Origin of the sequence: Natrinema gari JCM 14663 (assembly GCF_000337175.1) — an archaeon.
Taxonomy (GTDB): Archaea; Halobacteriota; Halobacteria; order Halobacteriales; family Natrialbaceae; genus Natrinema; species Natrinema gari.
On sequence record NZ_AOIJ01000021.1, the window covers coordinates 1 to 22765 of the forward strand.

Annotated in this window: 20 protein-coding genes and 1 pseudogene; 12 read left to right on the forward strand and 9 right to left on the reverse strand. The window is 55.7% G+C overall.

Annotated elements, in window-relative coordinates; translation table 11 throughout:
* The first annotated feature begins 110 nt into the window (after positions 1-110).
* Both C486_RS00445 and C486_RS19730 read left to right on the forward strand, forming a co-directional pair.
* Entirely contained in the window at positions 111-1556 is a 1446-nt protein-coding gene (locus C486_RS00445; protein WP_008451748.1) for a hypothetical protein, read from the forward strand.
* A pseudogene (locus C486_RS19730) lies at positions 1556-1762 on the forward strand (hypothetical protein); the annotation flags it as partial. The gene C486_RS00445 and the pseudogene C486_RS19730, both read left to right, overlap by 1 nt.
* 76 nt (positions 1763-1838) lie before the next feature.
* On the opposite strand, the gene C486_RS00450 reads toward C486_RS19730, so the two are convergent.
* The 9 genes from C486_RS00450 to C486_RS00495 form a co-directional block, all read right to left on the reverse strand.
* On the reverse strand, positions 1839-2387 hold the full coding sequence (locus C486_RS00450; protein WP_008451749.1) for a hypothetical protein: 549 nt from the start codon (positions 2385-2387) through the stop codon (positions 1839-1841).
* The gene (locus C486_RS00455; RefSeq protein WP_049909961.1) at positions 2384-3253 is read right to left on the reverse strand and encodes a ParA family protein; all 870 of its coding nucleotides are present in this window, start codon (positions 3251-3253) and stop codon (positions 2384-2386) included. The genes C486_RS00450 and C486_RS00455 overlap by 4 nt, the downstream gene beginning before the upstream one ends.
* A gap of 518 nt (positions 3254-3771) precedes the next feature.
* Positions 3772-4197 carry a winged helix-turn-helix domain-containing protein gene (locus C486_RS00460; protein WP_008451751.1) on the reverse strand — a complete coding sequence of 142 codons (426 nt, stop codon included), beginning with the start codon at positions 4195-4197 and terminating at the stop codon, positions 3772-3774.
* A gap of 12 nt (positions 4198-4209) precedes the next feature.
* Positions 4210-4740, reverse strand: coding sequence for a hypothetical protein (locus C486_RS00465; protein WP_049909963.1), 531 nt, complete (start codon positions 4738-4740; stop codon positions 4210-4212).
* Positions 4741-4754: 14 nt separating this feature from the next.
* A complete protein-coding gene (locus C486_RS00470) occupies positions 4755-5339 on the reverse strand; it encodes a DUF7437 domain-containing protein (protein WP_008451753.1) in 585 nt (194 codons plus the stop codon).
* Between the two features lie 66 nt (positions 5340-5405).
* Positions 5406-6704 carry a tyrosine-type recombinase/integrase gene (locus C486_RS00475; RefSeq protein ID WP_008451756.1) on the reverse strand — a complete coding sequence of 433 codons (1299 nt, stop codon included), beginning with the start codon at positions 6702-6704 and terminating at the stop codon, positions 5406-5408.
* Between the two features lie 454 nt (positions 6705-7158).
* Positions 7159-8355: a glycosyltransferase gene (locus C486_RS00485; RefSeq protein ID WP_008451760.1), complete on the reverse strand. Its 1197-nt coding sequence runs from the start codon at positions 8353-8355 to the stop codon at positions 7159-7161.
* Positions 8355-9053 (reverse strand): glycosyltransferase, encoded by a 699-nt coding sequence (locus C486_RS22080; RefSeq protein ID WP_193787463.1) that lies wholly within the window; start codon positions 9051-9053, stop codon positions 8355-8357. Before C486_RS22080 ends, C486_RS00485 begins: the two co-directional genes overlap by 1 nt.
* A 96-nt stretch (positions 9054-9149) precedes the next feature.
* Positions 9150-10292 (reverse strand): glycosyltransferase family 4 protein, encoded by a 1143-nt coding sequence (locus C486_RS00495; protein ID WP_008451773.1) that lies wholly within the window; start codon positions 10290-10292, stop codon positions 9150-9152.
* A 555-nt stretch (positions 10293-10847) separates the two neighbouring features.
* On the opposite strand from C486_RS00495, the gene C486_RS19740 reads away from it, so the two are divergent.
* The 10 genes from C486_RS19740 (at position 10848) to C486_RS00545 (ending at position 22764) form a co-directional block, all read left to right on the forward strand.
* Complete coding sequence (locus C486_RS19740; protein WP_008451775.1) at positions 10848-11483, forward strand: IS6 family transposase; 636 nt, start codon at positions 10848-10850, stop codon at positions 11481-11483.
* A 60-nt stretch (positions 11484-11543) separates the two neighbouring features.
* The gene (locus tag C486_RS00505) at positions 11544-13016 is read left to right on the forward strand and encodes a lipopolysaccharide biosynthesis protein (RefSeq protein ID WP_008451777.1); all 1473 of its coding nucleotides are present in this window, start codon (positions 11544-11546) and stop codon (positions 13014-13016) included.
* A 72-nt stretch (positions 13017-13088) separates the two neighbouring features.
* Complete coding sequence (locus tag C486_RS19745; RefSeq protein WP_160164282.1) at positions 13089-14162, forward strand: glycosyltransferase family 4 protein; 1074 nt, start codon at positions 13089-13091, stop codon at positions 14160-14162.
* 1 nt (position 14163) lies between these two features.
* On the forward strand, positions 14164-15828 hold the full coding sequence (locus tag C486_RS00515) for an O-antigen ligase family protein (RefSeq protein ID WP_008451787.1): 1665 nt from the start codon (positions 14164-14166) through the stop codon (positions 15826-15828).
* A gap of 223 nt (positions 15829-16051) precedes the next feature.
* Positions 16052-17224 (forward strand): ISH3 family transposase, encoded by a 1173-nt coding sequence (locus C486_RS00520; protein ID WP_008451789.1) that lies wholly within the window; start codon positions 16052-16054, stop codon positions 17222-17224.
* A 1115-nt stretch (positions 17225-18339) separates the two neighbouring features.
* Positions 18340-18618, forward strand: coding sequence for a hypothetical protein (locus tag C486_RS00525; protein WP_008451791.1), 279 nt, complete (start codon positions 18340-18342; stop codon positions 18616-18618).
* Between the two features lie 6 nt (positions 18619-18624).
* Positions 18625-19044: a hypothetical protein gene (locus tag C486_RS00530; RefSeq protein WP_008451792.1), complete on the forward strand. Its 420-nt coding sequence runs from the start codon at positions 18625-18627 to the stop codon at positions 19042-19044.
* A gap of 26 nt (positions 19045-19070) precedes the next feature.
* Positions 19071-20807, forward strand: a complete 1737-nt coding sequence (locus C486_RS00535) for a hypothetical protein (RefSeq protein ID WP_008451794.1) — start codon at positions 19071-19073, stop codon at positions 20805-20807.
* A 3-nt stretch (positions 20808-20810) separates the two neighbouring features.
* Entirely contained in the window at positions 20811-21656 is an 846-nt protein-coding gene (locus C486_RS00540; RefSeq protein WP_049909969.1) for a hypothetical protein, read from the forward strand.
* On the forward strand, positions 21649-22764 hold the full coding sequence (locus tag C486_RS00545; RefSeq protein WP_008451797.1) for a hypothetical protein: 1116 nt from the start codon (positions 21649-21651) through the stop codon (positions 22762-22764). Before C486_RS00540 ends, C486_RS00545 begins: the two co-directional genes overlap by 8 nt.
* Position 22765: the final 1 nt, after the last annotated feature.

The window sequence follows — 22765 nt, forward strand, 5'->3', positions numbered from 1 at the left end:
GGTGGTAGATCCAGGCATGGGAGCCCCTCGACACCGTATTGTTGAAACTCGGAAACGACCCGGATTCGCACTTTAGGACGACGCACGTAGTGCGATATTGCCATGCCACTATGATCGAGTTCGAGGAGCAGATCTCATCGATACTTGCTGCCGATACTAGCGACCTCTATGAGCGTGATCCGGAGACGTTTTTTGCAGCCCATATTGGCTTCTGCCCCCGTCAGCTGTACGTGAACAAGCTCGGACTCTCGAAATCCGAAACGTACTGGGGCAAGTATCGCGCGTCGCGCCTAATCCAAAACTACTTCGAGCAGCAACTCAGCGATCGTAATCCAACACTGGAGACCGAAGTAAGCTTGAACATAGACGAGGGTCCTGTCCGATTTCTCGGTCGGTGTACGCTGTATGATCCCACCGACGAAATTGTGTACGCGCTGAAGGTACGGAATGGCTGGTACAAATTCTCCCCACCTATTGACCGCCATCTCGACCAGCTCCACATCTACATGCAAGGATTGGGAGTTGAGCGTGGAAAACTCGTGTACGTTTCGAAAAACGATCTTAGTGACATTCGGGAGTGGCCACGTTCAGACGCTGACTCGTCAGTCATCCAGTTCGACGAATCACGATATGAGCGCTTAGTCACGAAAGCAAAGCGGATTCGCAACCAGATCTGGACGCACGGCATCGCGACAGCCGAGACCGAAATCCCACTTGAGAAATGCGGCTGCTACTTTTGCCAAGAAGAATCGTTGGCTTTCCCGGACTCAGTGCGTCCAATGTCGGACGGATCTGGTGAGCCAGCTTTCGATACGTTTGAAGATGGGAGTTGCGTGGGAGAGAAGGCTGTCGAGACTGGCGTAGATGATGCGGCTGGACAGACCGCTTCTACCGAAGCGGAAGCAAGAGATTTGCTTGATGTCCCTGATTCGAACGATACACGTATTTTGGACATGGATCGCTACCATATCCCGGCGGCATTGCGTGACTTGGATATCTGGGTAGTCTGGGATGGTCGGTCGAAAGTCGCTCTCGCGCCATGGCAGGCGGACACAATGTATCCGTGTGAATGGGCCGCTTCAAAAGATGTGAATCCGCGTCGAGGCTTCCAAAAAGCGAAGATGGTAGCGGATCTTCCGCTTCGAGAGATACATCGTGCGTGGCCGTTCCCCGATGGTGAGGATCTTCCCGAGGCCGTACATCCAGCGGTTCTCCTCCCACATGATCCACCAGATCCTCCGCTCTCGTTCGTGGATTTCGATGATGTTCGGGATCCAGAGACGGGCGAGGTATCAGGCGAAGTGGCAACTCTCGTAGATTCGCTTGACGGATACACGGAGGTGAGTCAGAGTGGGACAGGGCTCCACGTGTATGTGCGCGGTCGTCTTCCGGAGAGGGTCGGGGCCTTTGCGACGGCGCTTTCCCAGCGCGGTGCCCTCGAGATCTACGATCACTCGCGATTCACTGGTGGGACATGGCGCCACGTCGCCGGGACTCCGCTCGATAGAGTTCCTGAGGCGACGGATGTCCTTGCTGCAATCGTTTCCCAGTACTAGACGTCGTTGAGAGGCTAGATGAATGTTCACCCGACCTACTCCGGCATACCGGTCGTTACGCCGTGGAACTTGCCGAGTATCGGGAACGCGAAGCACGCCTTGCTGAACACGAGGACGAGGGGGACCAGGTCGAGGAGCAACCTGAGGACGTCCCAGACGATGTCCCCTCGAAGGCCACGATCACAGTGAAGGAGATTCGATCAAATTGGGGTATAAACGATCCGTGCAATCAAGCGAGTAGGAATTTCGATAGTGAAGTGGGGGTAGATGTCGGGATATAAGTTACTCGTCAATTCCGAGTTCAGCTCGGAGGTCCTCTTCATTCTCAAGCACTGTTCGAATGACCGCCGGATAGAAATCCCAGTGCTTCTCTAAATCATCGCTTTTCGATCGGGAGTACTCAAGATCCATGAGTTTGAAGAGATCGTTGAGATCCCGCTTCAGCTCAGGCGGAATGTAGATATTCACATTGTCGTATTCGTCGACGAGACGACCACGAGACGATTCCTCGCTACTCGTGGTAGCGTTGTCAGCAGTTGACTTGGATTCCCCTTCAACATCTGACGGTACATCTTCGCCAGTCTGCTCTGGTTCCGCTGACCCGTCTCTCTCTTCTATTTCTGGCGTACGGTCTCCTTCTACTGTTGGGGATATTTCTGACGTTTCTAATGCTTCCTCTGCTTCTGATCTCTCATCTCCTTCTTCAGTAGTGGATTGCTCGGCGACGCTTTCACTCTCGTCTTCCTCGTCCTTGTCGTCCGTCTCACCACTCACGCCGAACGCAGCTGCACGCTCTTTCGTTCGCTCCATTTCGTCTTCGAGGTCACTCATGCTTCGATCTCCCGTGATCGGATTTCATCGGTGGTTTTCTGACGCATCTCCTCGACGTCGCCGTTGAAATCAGGCGGTGACGTTTGATCTAACACACGCTTGACCACTGTATCGAATTGAGGGAACTGGTCGTTTTGGAGTGACTCCTCGTGGACATAGATTGAGCCAGCTTCCCATTTTGCTCGATCAAACGCGGCGCGATCGTCGATTTTCACTCCGTTCTCACCAAAGGTTTCGTCGAACCAGTCTAGTACCTCGCGCATTTGCTTCGTTTCCTTTGTTGAGGTGTACGTCATCGTGAAGGCGAGATACTCGATGTCGAGATCGTGCATCATCCCAAGGGTGTCGTACATATCGAACAGGAGGTTCGTTGAGTGAACCATCTCCGATCGTGGCACCATCGGGACAACCACATTTTCACCAGCGGTGACGGCATTCTTTGCAAAGGCGGAGAAATCGGGTGGACAGTCACAGACGATATAGTGATAGTCTGTTTCCAGTCGCGTGAGTATCTTCCCGAGTCGTTTCTCTCCGGCGTCAGCAGAATCCAACGGGGTCTTGTTTCCTGTGTATGTCGAGTTTGCGGGGATTAAATCGAACTCGTCGTGCTCGATTACGAGGTCGGTGATCTGGTCCCATTTGTTCACGTCGAGCAGTACTTCGTCGAGTGAGAGTTCGTCGTGATCGTCGAACAATTCTCGATGTCCGAGATTTGCAGTAAGCGTCCCCTGGGGGTCCATGTCGATCAGGAGAACTTCAAACCCTCTTGCGGCGAGTCCTCCTGCGAGGTTCATCGCTGTAAACGTCTTTCCGGTCCCTCCTTTCTGAAACGAGACTGCGATAACCTCTGGGTTTGTGTCTGCCATTGCTAACGCCTCAGACAGTACTGGTGTTTCTAACGTTAAAAATCTACGTCAGACATAGGGCGGAGTTTCTAACGTTAGAAATAGAGTCTTCACCACGCTGCTGCTCATTTCAAGCGATTTCTGTATTATCGAAGAAGTCAATTGTAGACGTTTCTGATGGCACTGATGATAGAGACGTTTCTAATGTTGGAAACGGGTAACGCCCGCCTCATTGCCGTTATCGCTTATATCTCTAACGTTAGAAATGCTTCCTATGATGTGTGTATTTTCAACGGTAACTACATTACTTGCGTTTCTAATATCAGAAATAACGTCTGTGTTGCTGATCTGATGACGAGGGTGACCTTGCTATTAACCAACATTAGCCGTCGAGCGCAGTGGGTTTGTTGGTTAATTTGGTACACTCTTTGTCGTGATGTCTCACTTGATACCGTTACTAGAGACTCGCAGTATCGCTATATCGAAGATTACCGCAAGAGAACAGATACCCGAAATCCTGTAGAAGACTGGTGAGGCGGTTACGTGTACTGTTCGGCGAGATCGCCTTCTTCGACGATTAATTCGATCATGGGTTCGATGAGCTTCTGGCCGAGGATCGAGAGTGAATAGATAGACCGTTCCTGGCCGTCGACGCGCTGTTTCGACTGCGTGATGAGACCTGCGGTCTGAAGCGTATCAAGGTGGTAATTGAGCGCGTTTCCAACCTTGTCAGTCGCGTCGTTCAGCTCATTGTACGTCGTGTCGCCGTCTTCGTAGAGAAGATAGCAAATCATGAACCGGGTCGAATTGGCGATCGCGTCGAGCTGGTCGAGGTGGTCCTCGAACGTGGCGATACGCGGGCCCGCAAAGAACTCGTCCCGAAGCCGAGCCTCGCCGGCGGACAATGCCGCCCCCTCATCGGCATCCTCATTGTCTCGGTCTTGTCGGCGTTCGTCTGTGACCATGGTAAGTTGGTACTACGTAATTTCTGAGATCAGTTCAAATCCGTCTTTGAACGTAATTTGGCCATCAAATCCGTGGGCTTCGATTGCAGTCACGACGCCGTTCCCTGCATCGTCGTCCGTCGTGAGGACACAGATAGCGGAGGTATTCTCGCTGTCCAAGAGGTGAGCTGCGACACCACCGAGTGCGGTATCCGCTTTCTCGATGTTGTCCTCGGAACGGTTCGACTCACGTGCAATGAAGCTACGCACATCGTCCATAACGCTTGACACCGTCGGATTCGTATAGTCTAGTTCATCAGCGACGGTTACCCATTCATTGCTAATCGCGCTGTTAACTGGTGTCTGGCCGGGCGTACTGCGATCTGGCGCACCGCCAAGTTCCTCGTACACTCGCCGTGGAATCACGAACGTAATCTCGTTCCGCTGGGCGAACCGTTCTAGTGCTGTGTACTTGTTCCGCTGCTGGCGGCCACACGCAATGAAAACGCCTGAATCAGCAACCCATACAGCGTTCTCGGGTATCGACTCGTTTGTCCCGTCCATGTGTGAGAGGACTTCTACGCTTCCTCGTCGACCGGCTTGTCATGCGCATTTCGAATCTGGTCGAAATAGGGATCGTACTCCCGCATTTCGAGAATCACTTCGCGGAGTGCTTGGAGTACCGCAATCCCGAACGCGGGTTGGAGGCCGAGTTCGCGCGCTGCGAGGCGTTCAGTCATGCCTCCCTCGACATACGGAATCGCGTACGTAAGTGCTGCAGCGAGTTTCCCGATGCCGTATTTCTCGATCAGTAGGTCAAGATCCTGATCCTGGGGCGACCGGCCGATTGCCTCGATGAGAGTGGGGGTAATCGTGTACGTGTTGCCATCAAGATTTGCAGTGAGCGTGATTGGGATGGCTGTGTAGGTATGCGTTTTCTGCTCTTCATCCCGCGTGAGCACTCCGAGGTCGACGAGCGATCCCGTATCTGCGTACGCGGTCGTGCGGGGCATATCGATGTCGGCAACGATTTCATCAATTGTTACTTCACCCTCTCGGAGAATATACGTATAGAGGCGGGCGAGCCGTGGCTCTTCGAGCAACTGTGCCACTGACATGAAGCCATTGATGGCGCGTTCAGGGTCCCCCGTCGCTTTCGACATACAATACATGATTCGTGTATTGGGTAATAACGCTTGGGTTGTAATCGGAGCCAGGGTGTAGAGGTGCTACTCGTCGGTCGGTTCGAACGCGGCAGCTAGCTGTTCGCGCATGTACTCCCGACGGAGCTTCCGGGCCCGCGAATCTGAGAGATAGTTCTGGAGGACGACGTCGGCGCTGGCGCTTCCCTGTTCGGCAGCGATCTCATCAAGACTGCCGAGGACGACGTTGAGCGACGCAGCGTACGCGTCGTACCAGTACCGCCGTCCCATCTTCGGCGCAGGGGACACGCCGTCGATCTCGTCAGGGAGGCCTGCTCGGTCAGCTAGTTGTGTAAACCGGTTCCAGACCGTCCACCGTGAGATCGGGCCGATCGAGGCGTGTGGCGAGGGAAACAGATAGCCGTTCCAGTCGTCGTGATCGGCGAACCCCGCGAGCCGCTCCTCGAGGACCTCCCGGCCGTAGAGCAGCGACACCTGGCCGGGCCCGTTCTTGCGCTCTTCGAATGCGATGTACGGAACTTCATCATCGGAGACATCGAGGACGAACTGGCGGGTATGGAGGCGAGCAACCTCATTCGGACGAAGCCCCCACGCACACAGTGCGAGGACCAAGAGGCGGTCTTCTGGACCGTCTGCTGTCTGGTAGAGTGCGCGGACGTGCTCAGTGGCGAGACACGGCGTGTCGGCATCGTCCTCGTGCCCATTCGACCAGTCGAACTCCTCGTTGAGGCCATCGGCGGGATTGACGGCGGCCCATTTGCGCCGGACCAGATGGGCGTACCAATTCGAGACAACGAGGTGGATTCGACGTTTGGTCTGGCCGCCATCGAGGTCGTCGTGTAGGTGGTCGAATGCTGCCCAGCATGCGTCGACCGCCTTATAGGCCGGGACATCGCTATCGCGAGCGACGGGCGTCACCAGGTCGTCTGTGTCGTTCTCGTCGCAGTAGGCGGCGACGTAGCGATTCAATCGGTAGCGGAGCGTGTCGATCGACGAGTCGGCGAGTCCTTTTCGCTCTCGACGAGAATCGAGAAAGGATTCGAGTGCTTCGATAGTCCGATCGTGGGCGGTCGCCCAGTCGTAGCCCGCTTCTTCGGTGTCGAGCTCGAGTGCTTCGTGCCAGAACTCGCCGAACGTCATGTCGTGATACTCCCGCAGGGCGTAGAGGAGCGGCCGGAAGTCGTGGTCGCGGAGCCAGCTATGGGTCGGCTTTTCTTGGTCGGGATCGAGTCCGTCAGCTTCCATCGCTGGAGCGACGACCGCCCAGTAGGCGTCGACGAGTTCCTCGCGGTCGAGTAGCGTCCAGGAGACGTCGTCGACGCCGTCCCAGTCGGGGGTTGTCGTCGGCGTCGTCGCGTCACTCACAGGGGACACACCACCGCTTCATGTGTTCCGCTGTGCTGAGACGCGGCGTAGACGGCTCGCTGTGCGAGTTCGGGATTCTAAGACCGGCATGTTCGGGTAGTAGCGCGTTTCTTCCAGTAGCCGTATAGGTTTTGGGGACTCACTGACTGCTGGAGTCTGTGTGAACACCGATGAAACCACAAAAAACTTCTAAACATCCCATAAATGCTATATTGCTATATATTTTCGGGTAGGCTCCCGTCCCCGGTGATTTTCTCCGTGAACGGGATGGAAGTCGCCAGCCAGCGGTTCACCGGCGGAGAAGCCGATTGGGGCGACCGAATACGTCTCCGCGGGTCCGACCCGGGGCGCGTACGTGCTGAAGGGGTTGTCAACGGCGTGCGGGTGTATAGGCGGGCGTTGAACGTGATGACGGTCGACACCACGTTCAGGTCACGGGAGTGAGAAATGGGCGCTACGTGGGCCGTTCGAGAACTCCGGCAACCGCTTCTCGGAGGTTCTGACCGACCCGACTCCACGTGTACTTCGAAGTGACGAGGTCGCGCGCGTTTGCTCCGAGTCGACGACGGTCCGCGCGGCTATCGAGTAGTTCGGTCGTCTCGTCTGCGAACGCATCGGCACCGTCGGCGACGACAAGGTGTTCGTCGTCGACGGCGTCGATGCCTTCACGTGCGAGGGACGTGGTGACGACGGGACGGGCGAGCGCCATCGCCTCGAGGACTTTGTTCTGCATTCCAGCGCCGTGGCGCATCGGTGTGACGACGACGTCGGCGCGCTCCAAGTAGTCGCGAGGGTCTTCGACGAACCCGGTGACTGTCACCCTTGGTTCGTCGCCGAGCGCTCGAACGCGGTCGCTCGGGCTCGAACCGACGACGAGGAACTCGACCTCAGGATACTCTCCACGGATCGTGGGGAGAATCTCGGTCGCGAAATACGCCGCTGCGTCTTCGTTCGGGAAGTAATCCATCTTTCCGAGGAAGACCAGAGTTGGATCACGCTCGACGGGATCGTATCCGCCCGGTGTGTGGTCGAGTAGCTCGGGTTTCACCCCGTTCGGGAGAACCGAGAGCGTCGGGAACGACTCGCCGTCGGTGACGAAGTCGCGGTCCTCGTCGGTAATAATGAAGGAGTGGGCGAAGGACTGCGCGACGCTTCTCTCATATCGTTTGAGGCGGCGCCACTCAACCGGGTAGATGAACCGCCAGATTCCAGTCGAATCGCGCGACGCTTCACGGTAGTTGCGCGAAATGGCGTCCACGAGGTCAACGACGTGTGGCGTCTCTCGGCCGCGGGCGTACTCGGTCATACGGACGTGGTTACAGTAGAGGAGGTCGAATCGGTCTTCGTGCTTGTCGAGCCACTCATCGACTGCCCCGAACCGGTAGTAGTGGGTCTGTAGAGGGCGCCGGGAGACGACTCCGGGAATCGTATTCACGTAGAACCGGTGAGCGGGATACGTGAAGACGTGTACCGCGTCGAAGATGCGTTCGAGCGCTTCGACGGCCGACTGGTCGACCGGCGCTTCGTCGACGACGAGAAGTTCGACATCGTGCTCTCGCGCCAGCTCGCGAGCGGTGTAGAACATCCGTAGTTTCGCACCACCCGTCAGCGGGTACGGAAGGCGCGAACACAGAGAGAGAATACGGGCCATCAGTTCTTCGACACCTCGACGACCGTATCACGAATGGTACTCGCCGTTTCGTCCCACGAGAACTGCGTCGCCCGTTCGAGTCCGCGTTCTCGCTGCCGTGTGGCGAATGCTTCGTCGCGGAGTACGCGGCTGATCCCGGAAGCGATCGCGTCGGGGTCAGTGGGGTCGGCGGTGATCCCGGCGTTGCCGACTACCTCTGGAAGTGACGACCGGTCAGAAGTCACGACAGGTGTCCCGGATTGCATCGCTTCCAACGGCGGGATGCCGAATCCTTCGTAGACCGATGGATACGCTGTAATTTCATTAGGATCCGTTTCAAATCCTCCAATATATCCCCCAACAACGTCGGTAGATGGGTTTGCCTCGAAATATTCTAATTGTCTACTCAACCGATTTGGACACGCTATATCATCCGCATCCATAATAGCAATGAACTCTGAGGTTGCTTGTTCCACACCAACCCTTCGAGCATGTCCTCGTCCCTGCTCATCAATCGCAATATCGTGTACAGAAAAGGGTGCGTTCACTTCAAACTCAGTAATCACTTCGACCAGTTCAGATGGAAGATTATCTCCCCGTACAATAATGGCTTCATCGGGTTGTCGCTCTTGTTCTAATAAACTAGTAAAGCAGTCCCGTAATTCGGATTGGTTATCTCCAGCATATGTCGTCATTACGATTGAAACGGTTGTATCCATACCTCCTGTTTGAGTCCATTACATACTTAATTCTGGTAGTCTCACGCGAATGGCATTCTCCGGCGGGAGTTCACCGGAAACCACGCCGGTTTCTACTCATACGACTGCCTGGTAGACATCACTCGTTCGATCTGCAATCTCTATCCAAGATGGGATTGTATCGGTTAGGTCGCCAATATTTTCACTCATACGGCTAGCCAAGTCGGGGTCAGTGAGAACGCGGTGCACCGCGTTCGCGAGCTCCTTCGGGGCATCCGGCGGGATCAAGAAACCGTGTTTCCCGTCGGTTAGCACCTCCGCGAACCCGGCAATGTCGGTCGCCACGATCGGGGTCTCGTACTGGAGCGCGGTCAGCAGAGCGCCGCTCTGGTCAATGTCGTCGTACGGGAATACGACGAGATCGGCGGCGCCGAAGAGGGTTGGGACCTCGGCGTCCGGAACAAACCGAAGGTCCCAGCGGACAGATGAGTCAATTCCCAGGTCGGCCGCTCGGTGACGGAGCGGTTCGATGTCCATTTTAGGGGTTCCAGCAATATGGAGGTTGGTAGTCTCTCGGGCCTCTGCCGGCAGCGCTGCGAAGGCCTCAAGCAGTGTGTCAATATTCTTATATGGCTTGATCGTTCCGAAAAATAGGATCGTGCGATTGTCGCCGTTCATGCCACCATCAGTGGCCGCACCTGGGTACTCAAGGACGCCGTGCGGGACGATTGAGACGTCGTCTGGCGAGATACCCCGGTCGATCAGCTCATTCTTGGAGCTCTCTGTGTGGACGATGAGGTGATCAAAGGGCTCGTAGATGGCATCTCCTCCTAGCAGTTGCAACCGCGACGTGCTCGCGCCGTGGAACGGTGTGGTGTCGTGAACAGTGAACACGAGTGGAGCGACCTTAGCAAGCGCAGAAAAAAACCACCGGTCGACGACTGGCACCGGCGCCCACTGGACGTGGACGACATCGGGGTCAAGTGACTGTACCTCGCGGACAAATCGCATCATGTCCGCAACGTGCTCTAATCCCTTAACCGCTATCCGACCAGGGAGTCGGTCCCGGTTCTTGTAGAGCACGTTGGTGCGCCGGTAGAAGAATTCGACCCGATCATATGTCGTGTCGTTATCCCATTCATTGAAGTCCGATCGGGTGGTGTAGAGCGAAAGATCACAGCCGATCGTCGCTAGCCCCTCACAGAGGTGGTGGTCGTACGGCGGGGTGAACGCTGATGGGTCAAGCATGGAGATCTTCATATAGTCTCTAAATCGTGGACACTATTTTTTCACTTTCGATGACGCTCTTGATGGGATGAAAACCTGCTACGCTCTTGGGTAGCGGATTGTTGGTGGAGAGCCTCCGAGCGATTTCGACGTAGCTGAGACTCGCTCTGGACAGGGCCAAACAGGGGTGCCGCCGTTCCTAAGGGCGGTCCAACGGACCCAGACCGATACGGCAGTTCGCTACCAACAATCTCCGCCACAAGAGCGAACCTGCTAAGTCCCCAGCGCATGGGGGTAAGAATGGGGGTCAAAGGCCGATGTTTGCAAGCGTCTTCGAACGCGTGCTCTTGATTGCTACCTACCTCTAAGCAGACCGGCTCGTCAGGCGAGTTTCTATAATGATCTCGACGCGATCTGAAAACTCAGTCGATCACATCGACAACCGAACAATCTCGACCAGTAGATGCTGACTCTGGGTGAATCGTACTCGAACCGCCCTGATGAGATGGCGAAGATGATTTTCGGCACTGATAGGGGGCGGTGTTCAGATAAGGATGAAGAGTGAGGCGGTTCGTTTTCTGAGTGTCTATGCCCGAAAACGACCGCCTCAATGGCTGTTTGAACGAGATCGAGTTAGGCTTTGTGGAGCGAGAAGCAACACCAAAGCAGTTTATGGAGCTGGGTATTCAGCTGCACCTGCGGAGACTTTCACTTTCGAATACCGTCTCTATTCTCGATAAGTTCGGTGTTGATCGCGCCCGATCTACCGTCCACAACTGGGTTCACAAGGCCGATCTACAGCCGGAAGAGGGTCGAAGTCCGGATCACGTTGCTGTTGACGAGACTGTGATCCGACTGAACGACGAGCAGTATTGGCTGTACGCTGCTGTCGATCCAGAGACAAACAATTTGCTGCATACAAAGCTTGAACCTGTCCGAACCAACGGTTTCGCTCATGCATTCTTTGCCGAACTCCGCGAGAAACACGACGTTGACGACGCCGTGTTTCTCGTTGATGGCGCCGCACCACTCCAAGACGCTTGTTCCCGACACGGCCTCGATCACCGATACGAAAAACACGGTAATCGGAATAGCGTTGAACGTGTCTTCCGAGAGGTAAAACGGAGAACTACCTGTTTCTCGAACTGTTTTAGCAACGCAAGTCGAGAAACTGCTGGCGAGTGGTTACGCTCGTTCGCCTTCGCATGGAACCAGCTTATCTGAACACTACCGTCAGAGCAGGTCGGAACGTTATTACACCGGTCGACAATATACTCGTTTTGAATGGGAGAGTCTAGGGCGAGCAAAATAGAAGATGTCTTCCAGCGATTCTCACAGGATTTCGGGCTCTATTCGATTGCCGAGTTCGTTCCGGCGTTACTCGGTGTTGCTGCGCTCACGATATTTACTAGAATCTTTCCGCCTGCTGCATACGGACAGTACGCGCTGGCGATGACGTTCGTCGCGGTGTTCAGCACGTTCACGTTTGGTTGGTTGGATCAAGCGATCCTGCGCTTCGAGCCACAGATCGATGCAGATGAATTAGTCGGAAACGTCGTCACCATACTCGTCGGCTGTTGTCTGCTCATAGCGTTTTTCGTGACCGTTGGATATGTGCTATTCGGTGATGCACTCGGCGAATATCGAGCGTTCTATCCCGCAGTGGGAGCGTTGGTGATCGCACAAGGACTGTTCAACACGTTCCGCTCTCTTCTCCAAGTACGACTTCAGTCAAGATCGGTTGCGACATACAAGATATTCCGGTCGGTAGGGAAACTCGCGTTTGCGCTTTTGCTCGCCGTGATCGTTTTCGACGATATCGTGGGGTGGATCTGGGGCGGCGCGGTCGCAACAACGGTTACTGTCGCCGTAATGGCGTACTGTTCGGACGTAATGCGGTTCTCACCTCGTATCCAGTCCACACTGGCGGCCCGTTTTCTCCGATACGGATTCCCGATGATTGGCTGGCTGCTCGGGTTGACGTTGCTCAATTTCGCTGACCGAGTTCTCATCGAGTTCATCCGGGGAAGCAGCGCTGTCGGGATTTATTCTTCAAACTACAACCTCGTCAATCGAGGACTGCTCCTCGCGTTCACGCCGCTCATTCAGACTATCCATCCGATACTGATGAACAAATGGGACGGCGAAAACGGGAGCGAGGGGGAAGGTCTCATGACCGATTTCACGCGGTATTTCCTGATCATCGGTGTCGCCGCGACGATATTCGCCGGCGTGGTGAGCAAGCCGCTGAGCACGATCTTGCTTGCGACGGAGTACCAGGAGGGCTACGTTCTCATTCCGATCGTCGCTGCCGGACTGTTCCTCTGGAACATCTCGATGATCGGCCACAAAGGCCTGGAGATCCAGGAGCGAACGAGGCTGATGTTTCTCGGTGTGAGCGTCGCTGTCGTTTTGAACGTCGTATTGAACGTTCCGCTGATAAGCCTGTATGGCTATCTCGGGGCGGCGGTTGCGACGCTGGTGAGCTTCGGGGCCTATGCCGTGTTTGCCTACGTGACCTCGCTGTGGAGCATTCGATGGCGGTTTCCTCTCCGAACTGTTCGTAACACCGCTATCGGCGGGGCCGTGATGGTTGTTCCGGGAGCGGCGCTCTATGCGTTCTCGGCGTACACGACGCCCCGTGCCATCGCCGTCGCCGGCGGCGGAGTGGTGTTGTATGGTGCGGTGCTTTACGCACTGGACGAATTCGAACCGAACGAGTTAACAGCCGTCTCGGCACTACTCAGAAATAACTAAATGTCCGAGTCGAAGCGAATTGCCGTTGCACACCCTAATTTGAGGGACAAGGGTGGTGGTGAGGGCGTATGTATGACCATTCTAGAAACCCTTCAGAAAAAACACGACGTGACGTTACTCACTCTTACTCACCCTGATTTCGAAGAGGTAAATAATTATTACAATACGAACGTAGACACGAGCAATGTGAACGTCAAAACAATGGGGACCCTTGCCCCGTACGTTCATGAAAAGTCTGGAGAGAGAATGCACGTACTCAAAAACTCAATGGCATCTCGCTTAGTGAACAAGCGAAGTAATTACTTCGATCTAATTATCGGAACGTTTAACGAGTTTACGTGCAGTACAAGATCTATCCAATATATTCATCTGCCACAGTTTAGGAGATGGATGGGGCACGACGAGAGCAGCCATAACAACAGCATCTACAAAATTTACGATAGATTATGTAAAGAAATCTCTGGTTTCGATTACGAGAACATCCGTTCGCACACGCTTCTTGCGAACTCGGAATGGACGGCAAACGTCACCGATCAGGCATACGGCGTGAAGCCGGAGGTAGTATATCCTCCGGTGGACACCTCCGAATTCATCAGCACAAAGTGGAACGAACGCGAAAACGGATTCGTCACGGTCGGGCGGGTCGTACCCGGCAAGAACATCTTGCGGTCGATAGAGATCGTGAAACGATTGAATGAAAGGGGCCACGATACGCACCTCCACGTCGTTGGACCTCCCTTGGATAAGTCATATGCGAAACAAGTGACACGGAAAGCTAAACAGACTGAAGGCGTCCACATCGAGGGGGAAGTCAGTCGGAAGCGACTGGTCGAGTTAATATCAACACATAAATACGGTATTCATGGTATGGATCACGAGCATTTCGGGATGGCGGTCGGGGAGTTGGCAGCCGGCGGAACGATCCCGTTCGTTCCGAACGGTGGCGGCCAGCGCGAGATCGTCCACGAGCGCGAGGAACTACTGTACGAGTCGGCGGACGAAGCGGTCGAAAAGATCGATCACGTTCTCTCCGATCCTGAACTCCGGCGCGAACTCCGAGACCAGCTTGGCGATATCGAGGAACGCTTCGGGCGAAAGCGATTCAAAAGAACCATACGCGAAACTGTAGAGCAAACACTTCGTTGATATGTACTGCGGGATAGAGTTCCTTCCACAGATTGAAACCGGCTACTCGAACCGTGATGAGGCGCTCTTACTAGCCACGGGGCTGATCGTCGGACTCACGTTCCTCACGCCGGTTCTCTCGATTGTTCTCGGTGTCCCGGCGCTCATCTTCGTGGTTGCTATTGGTGGAATCTACGGTATCCTCGTGATCCTGGTCCGGCGGTTGTTGGCCGGTTCGATCATCGGACTCGTTGTCACCTCGCCTTTTGCAGCGAACGTTCCGCTGGCGAGCCACGAGTACCTGACGTCGTTTCCCGGCCATTTCGGGCCGCAGCTATGGTTAGTACAGCTCCCACTCGTACTGTCAGCGGTACTGGTGCTTGCGACAGGACCACGGAAGCTACTGGACGGGGCAACGCGAGCCGAGGGGATCTTTGCAGCGTTCGTCGGTTGGTCGGTACTCGCCGCCGTGTTCGGTACGACGGCCCGATTCGACACGGCGCTTTATTTCTCGTTGTTCATGGCCCAGGCGCTCGTTACCTTCGCGTTGCTCCGCTATACGGTCCAACAGCGGATTTTGGCCTTTCGAACGGTCCTGCAGGTCTTCGTGGGAACGGTGTTCGCACAGAGCCTGTTTGCTGTTTTACAGTTCGTCAACGGGACGAGCTTCGGTCTCACCACGCTCGGGGAAGGTGAGAACAAGCTTCTTTCGACGCTTTCGCTCGGGCCGTTCGGGACGTTCAGTACTGGGACCCACGTTGCCGGATTTACCGGGATGTCGTTCAATCTGGCGAGCCTCATTATCCTGATTGTCCCGATAACGGTCATAATGGCCGTTCACGCTAAGAGAGCGGAACGGGCGGGACTGTTGATAGCCGCGTTCGTCATGATGGGAGTTTTGCGTGCTTCCGCGAGCGACGCGGCCCGAGGGGGACTCATCGTTACACTTCTCTTGCTGGGTGTTCTGTACCTCTATGCGTCACGAAATGCGATCCGCGAGAGAATCTCGAAGACGGACACGCGGCCCCTTCTCACCGTCGAAGCCTATGTGGAAAAGATGGTGTCAGCTATAGTGACAACAGTCGTATCGCTCGTGGTCCTGTTTTACCCGTCTTCAGCGTTCGGCAGGTCATCAATCACTACGGGTAGTGCTCATACGAACTCCGCTGATCCGGGCAGCGCCGCGGGAGCATCTCAAGGCGCCGCCATCAGAAAAACGATAGATAGTTTGTCGATTCCGTACTTCGACTTGACTAGTCTCGGGATTCGGCTCCAGCAGTACATCGGCGGGCTCGATCTGTTCTTCAAGCATCCGTTATTCGGAATCGGGGGCGCGAATTTCACCTATTTCTCCACGCAGTATGGCCTTTCTCAGTCGTATCCGATTCACAATATTCATATCTCCGTACTATCAGGGACGGGGTTGCCCGGTTTTCTTCTTTATATTGCGGCACTCGTCTCGATTCTCTGGAATGTAGGGAAGCTCTGTACGGATATCGGCGAATACGGGTTGCTATCTGTCGGTATATTCTGTGGTATAGTCGGTTATCTGTCGTTTGGGTTTTGGGATATTTTGCCGTTAATCAAACTGTCGTCACTGATCCCGTTTTGGATGTTAGCTGGGGCCGTGCTCGGAGAATACACGAGAATCAGCAGAACGAAACGATCCCCCGGGAAGGGTTCATAAATGTTCGCGCGTTTTCGAACAACAAGGCCGCTATTGTCGTGCTCCTATTGTTGTTGTTGCTCATCATTGCACTCTGGCTGGAGGTGATGTAAGGGTGAGCGTGTCATAGAAGTATTCACACACTTTAGTCGGGATTTTTACTATTATCGGTAGTTCCCATCAAGTCAGGGGATAGCCACGACTGACGAGGTTAGATTCTCGGAGAACGTCTGGTTGAGGGATTATGAGATTCCTCTATCAACCAGACAGTGTTCTTACGGCTGCTGACCTTGAAACCTTAGCGCTTGAACTCCTCTCGGAGGCCCCCATCCCTGGAGTCGAAGGCTGCGGCTTCGACTCCAGGGTCATCCGGCAGACACTCCTCCAAGCTGCTGTCGATCAAAAGTCGATCAAGGCCGTCACCGACAGCACTCGCGGAACGTACTCCGACGACTACACACTCGCACAGCTGCACACCGTCCCACCTGCCGAACTGGAAGCCATCGTCAACGACCTCTTCGTTCAGCAGGCGGCGATGATCCTCGGCCCCGTCCCGAGGATCATCTGCCTTGACTTCGTCGACATCCACTACCACGGCTGTCCGCACGCCGAAACCGGCGAACTCTGCCACACGAAGCCACGCGATGGCACCTCCCAGTGCCACCGCTACCTCGCTGGATTCGTCCTCTGTCAAGCAAAACCGCTCATCGTCGCGGTTACACCCGTTCGTGGTGACGAGCCAAAGAGCGACGCGGTCGAGCGCCTGCTCGACCACGTCGCGGCCCTTCCGTTTAGCGTGGCCGGACTCCTTGCCGACCGTGGATTCTACGACGGTACGTCGATCAAGCGACTGGATGCAGCCGCACCAGTCGCTCTTCCAACCATCCGTCGCGGGAAACAGATGGCCGAAAAACTGGATACGGCAGTCTCCTACTGGACGGAATACGTGATGTACGAGGGGAGCGAGCGGGAACTGCGCTTCCCGCTCGCGGTCTGTGTCTCCTACCAACAGGGCAACCGAGGGAAACACGGCTTGCTCGTCCGGGCATACGTGGCGTGCGATCTGGCCGATCGCACGCCGAAGGAAGTCGAAGCCATCTACCAGAAACGTTCAGCCATCGAGACAGCCTTCCGAACGATGCGGGAAGCGCGTGCGCGTACGAGTACAACTGATCCAGTCGTGCGGTTGTTGTTCGTACTAGTCGGTTTCCTGTTGCGGAATCTGTGGCTCATCGTACGATGGGGCGTGCTCGCCACGCCGCGACGCGGCGGACGAGCACTGCCCGTCTGGTTCCGCTTCGAGCTGTTTCGGGAGTTCATCGACCACTCTCTGGACGAAACGCTACGCCGCACGTGGGAAGTTCCGACCAACAGCGTCGGTATCCCGGCGACCTACAGCCAGCTGGACGCGGGCTGAAACCGCCCGCGTCCAGCGTCAGTCCTCCGAGCGAGCGGTAGCTTCGCGTCTTGGCTGGAGAGACAGCGCTCTCACAGGAGTGAGAATGCCGTCTCGCTTTGACTCACTGGACCGGCTGCACTGGTCGCATTTGTTTTGCTTCAGAAATCGAGTCAGCAATCAGGAACGATGGGAACTACCGATTATAGAGAGTAACTCGCTTAGAAAGTTGTGTACTCGGTGCACGATATTTGAGTTGTTTAGAGTGTACCGGCTCTATTGAATCTGCAAAGGGGGGCGAATTCGTCCAGATCAGAGCTAGTTTTTCGGTACCTTGAGACGGTGTATGAACGTGGTTCGTTGAACTTAGCCAGTGATAGTAGCGAATTGGGTCAAGACCCGCGCCCAAACGACCTGCAACAATTAGGCCTGAATCCTACACTGTCATCGGATTCAATAGAACCAAGTGTACCTTTTCGTTTCCGAATTATGATCTCTCTTACTCGCTCAGCGTGATTTGACTCGGATTGAACGAATGCTGTGAGGATGGCCTCGACGATCTCGGAGCGTAATGACCTAGAAAACGTTTGCAGATTAATCTCCGAGAGTGAAATAACGCACTGAGTGCAACGTGCACCAAGTGCACGTCGATTTAAACGAGTCTAAGATTTACTGTATTTTTACTGTAATTTATATTGAGTGAATCACTAATGCGTGATATCGACCGGTATGTGTTCTGTATCGTCGGTTTTGACTATGCATATATAATCGCCGTTCGTCGATTTTACTTTTCTGTGAATCGGTAGTAGAAGCCTTTTACCCTCAGAATTCTGAGCTAGTTTTCAGATCGTATCTGGATTATTAGGCTCCGAAATCGGCACTCTCGGTGACCAACCGTCCACTTCTTGACGATCTGCCTTTCAGTCAGCTCACTTGAATCGGTGCAGCATATAACCAAACGATCTGATTCCACGTTTCTACACAAGACCGACACCATTTTTCGAGAACCAAACAATTCGATCATAATTTACTCTATATTATAACGATATTTAGTAGCCAGAAAGCATTTAGGATTCATCCCATTACCATGCCAATGTGTACCGAGACTCAATCGGTGCATGCCCACACCCGAATGTATGATTACGAGGTCAGTCACCATCGAGGCCATCGATGACTTGTACCTGATGTGGAACAATCATATCAACGCCTCCGCTCTCTACCGTCGCGCCCTCCGCGAGGAGATGGACGTTCGCGATGTCGACCCGGACGAACTCCGCGACCTCCTCGACCGGGCCCACGAGCAGGGGTACACACTCGACGAGATCGCTGAAGACACCAACCGATTCGCTGATCTCCAGTCGCTCGTCGAAGACCAGCAGCGCCAGCTGTCAACTGGAGACGTCACTGACGAGTAACCAACTATGTCACAGGACACGACCCCCTCCGACCCTGAGCGTAGCATCGAGCCCGAGTCACAGCTGACCGGCAAGATATCGCGGCAGGGAGCGCTCACAGTCGTGTTCCTGAGCCTGTTCGCTGTGCAACCCGTGGCCGCCCAAAGTAACGCCGTCTGTAGCGCAGACAACCTCCCGAGTATGATCGAGGGCTTCTTCCAGCTTACCACGGCGCTGGGTATTGTTGGCCTCGTAGTCGTGTGGCAGGCCGACTCCCTTATCGAGATGTTCTCGATCACGCCCGAGCAAAAGAAGGCACTCAAGCGGCACAAACGCTCGGCGCTAAAGTCCGCTGTCATCCTGGTTGCCCTTGGCCCGCTCTATACCGTTGCCGGATCGATGATGAACCTCCCGCTGGCGCAGTGTGTCGACCTCGCGCCCTGGTAGGCGACTTCCGCCCCTCGAACTCCCCCATGTCCCACCGAGAGCTCTCCGTGCTCATGGTCGCGCTGTTCGTGACGAGCTTAGTCACGGGTATCGTCACAGCGGACCCACCCCGGCCGGGGACAGAGGGGAACGGGCTCACCGAGAACGAGTCGGCGACGTTGTGGTCGCGGGACGCGGACAGCTACATCAACCAGGAGGAGTATCAGCAGCGATACGGCGAGAACCGGACGGCGATGCACCAGCTCGCGAACGGGACAGACATCACGTTCACGCGCCCGCCGGAGACTGCTGCGACGTGGACGCGAAACGACTTCGGGGATATCGGTGCTGGCGGCGCGGATACCTCCGTGCATCCGCCCCACGCGGACCTCGAGGACGGCGTCTTCATCGAGGATGCCCACGCTACGGTGTTCGCAGCCCAGCCGTCGACGCGGGGTCACCTGGAGTCGGGTGACACGCCGCTCTACATCGCACCGAACGGGACGATGCGGGGCTTCGTCGATTATCGCGTTCGTGTCCCCAATGGCAGTTCCTCGGGGAACATGACCATCGAGTGGTCGCTCACGGAGCACGAGATCGAAGAAGTCCGGCTGAAGAAGGACAGCGAGACCATCCGGACGCAGGACGGGTCCCATACACCAGCACTCGACTACCAGATCGAGGATGACTGGAGCGCGAATCTCACGCTTGAAGCGGAGATCCATACCCGGCTGAAGAAGACCACTCGAATCAATCACGGCGACGAGACCGACGTCGAGGTCACGTACCAAACCGAGTCGCTCACCGTCTCGGATGGAATCGACGTCGAGATCTACGACCTGTCGATGTCCGCCTACAACGCCGAGTATCCAAATGGTGACGCTGGTGTCGCTATGTTCCAGTCCCGGCCGTGGCAAGGATACACGCTCACCGAGGATGGCGATGCACGGGTGCGTGGCATCTGGCGGTTCTACACCGCTCGGAACACGAACTGGGACAGGCTCGTCCGGTCGGGTCGAACAAGCAGTACGGCAGTCGAATCCGACGCAATACCCGTGTACGTTCACGCGTATCCATCGCGAATCGGGCCGCGTGCCGAGCCCGTTCGTGACGGGCCCGAGATCATCGATACGTGGGGGACAGACCGCCCCTCCCCCGTCGAGACTCTCGGCGAAAACATCAATATCGACATCGTCAATCAGTCCTACACGACGACGTATGGTGTCGCTGTTCGCGCCGAGACCGTCGATCGCGACGCGCTTCAGGTTGGCGGGATCGTCCGGGGCGTGAACGCTTCGATTGTGGAGCCAGACGCCGGCTCAGAGCGGAACCTTCGGCGGAGTAATCTGACTGCCGAGGTTCTCCAGCAGAACGAAAGCCAGGCCACGCTCCGCATCGAACTCCGGGACAACGAAACCGGCGTACCAATCGTTCTCAGCGATACCGGTCGACAGTATCCGATCGGCGGGACCACCCGAAACGGCTACATCACCGTCGCGGAGCAGCGCGTCGAGACCAACGCATGCGGAGTGGCGATTGTGACGATTGACGAACCGGGGATCTACACAGCTCGATACCATCCGGGCTCGTGGCTCGGGCACAACCCCGCGTATGTGAGTGAGACGGCTACTGCTCGCTGGCATCCGCTCGGAACCATCGACGGCTGGTTCGCCTTTATCGTCGAGGTCGGCTGGCAGCTTATCCCATTCTTCGTGATGTTCTACGCAGGCCAGCGGCTCCTCCGAATGCTCGGTCCAGAAGACATCTTCCAGCGGAATCCATAGCCGATGACCAGAAACCACCCACACATCAGTCGGCGAACCGCCCTCCAAACAGTCGCTGGCGCAGCGCTCGTGGGCGTCGCTGGCTGTCTGAACGACAATGGCGGGTCTGAGCCGTCTAGTGACGGAACGTCCTCTTCAGATGGCAACAGCCCGCTCACGCGTATCGCTGTCGAGGGGACTACACTCGTCGTCGAACTCTCCGCAGACGTCGACATCGATCAAGTCAACCTCATCCAACCGAATGGCGAGCTGTTCGGACAGCGTGACGTAGCTGCAGGTGCGCAACAGGTCTCGTTCGAGATCGGCACCGCGTATACACCTGGCGAGTACCAAGTGACCGCACTGGACGAAGGGGAGACCATTACAGAGAGTTCCACAGCGATTCGACCAGAGCTTCAGATTCGCGACGTTGGACTCTACCGAAACAATCCAGATAAGCCGTGGGATGAAGTCTATGGTGAGTCCGAGACGAACCGGATAAAGAATGGCGAGGCATTCGTCACGGTAGAGAACTCGGGGAGTGGCCCGGACGCGGTAACGGAACTGATCTTCTCCGGAGACGCCCCCAATCCAATTGAGAATCCCAGAGGTAGTGGGATGCATGAAACTGATCAGGTTGTAGTCTCCCCTGGCGAGACGACTGATTTGTTCAGTAACTCGTTCCCCTTCGGTTCAGAGAGTGAGGACGGAATGGGGGGTTCTCCAGATGGTAACAGCGGCCAGTTCACGGTTATCGTCGAGACCCGAGTCAGTGGCAATCGAGTCACGAGTACCTACAATATCCAGTACTCTGGTTCCGACGAGATGACTGACTGTACGGTCACGATCACGGGGACTGACGATGGTTGATCTCATTGACGTCTTCGTTGAGGGTGCCAAGGACGTCGTTGAGTGGTTCACCGAGCTGTTCATGGACGGTCTCAGATCGGGATATAACACTCTGACTGAGGGAATATTTGGAACCCCGACTCCGCAGACGAACGGACCCTTTGTCTTCGGTGACCCGACCAACGCACCCTGGTCGGCGATCCAAGATGCTCTCGTCGGCGGCGAAATTATGCTGATCGCACTCTTGCTCCTCGTGATGAGCGTTCAGGGGCGTCACACGATTCGAATCTTCAATATTGGAAGTGCCTACGAAGCCCGGAAAACGAAGAAGACAGCCTGGGTTGGAGCGTTTCTAATCATTACGTGGTATTGGGTTGGAACTCTTGCACTCTACCTCGTTGATGGGTTCACTATCGCTTTGATGCCGGAGCTTTCCTCCGTATCCTCAGCAATGATTGAGTTCTTGGGAGCAGCCATTACAAATCCCGGACTAGGGCTATTGTTCGCCATCGTCGGCGGAATAGCAATGTGGGCTCTTGAGGCGCTGTTCTACATCCGGATGATTCTGATCTATGTCTACCTGTACGGGATGCCGGTTGCTATTGCAGTGGCATACGGAAACATTCCGGTCGTATCCGATATCGCAATGGGGTTCTGCAAACGGTTTGTCCCGTTGGCTGTACTCCCGCTCCCAGCTGCGATGGTTCTCAAGGGATACGACTTGATCTACTCAGGCGGGACGCTTACACCTGGAACAGCGTTCCTCAAGTATCTCGTCGCTGCGTCCCTTCCACTGGTTGCACTCTTTATCACGTGGAAGACGTTCAAATACGCGACGCCGTTGACGGCCAAAGTCGTCGGCGGTGCGACGAAAGGCGCAGCCCTAATTGGTGGCGTAGCTGCCGGTGGATACATCGCGGGCTCTGGCGTCGCGACGACCGCAGCACGGTGGGGGCCGAAAGCAGCCGCCGGCCACGCCGTCGCGCAAAAAGCGGCTGCCCGCGGTGGGCAAGGTGGCGAGGAAGATGGTACGCCGTCGTACCGCCGAACGGAGAATGATCCCGGTGGAGCGACAGCGGACTCGACGAGTGACGAACGCGGGATGGAGTTTGATCGAGGGATCCACTAAC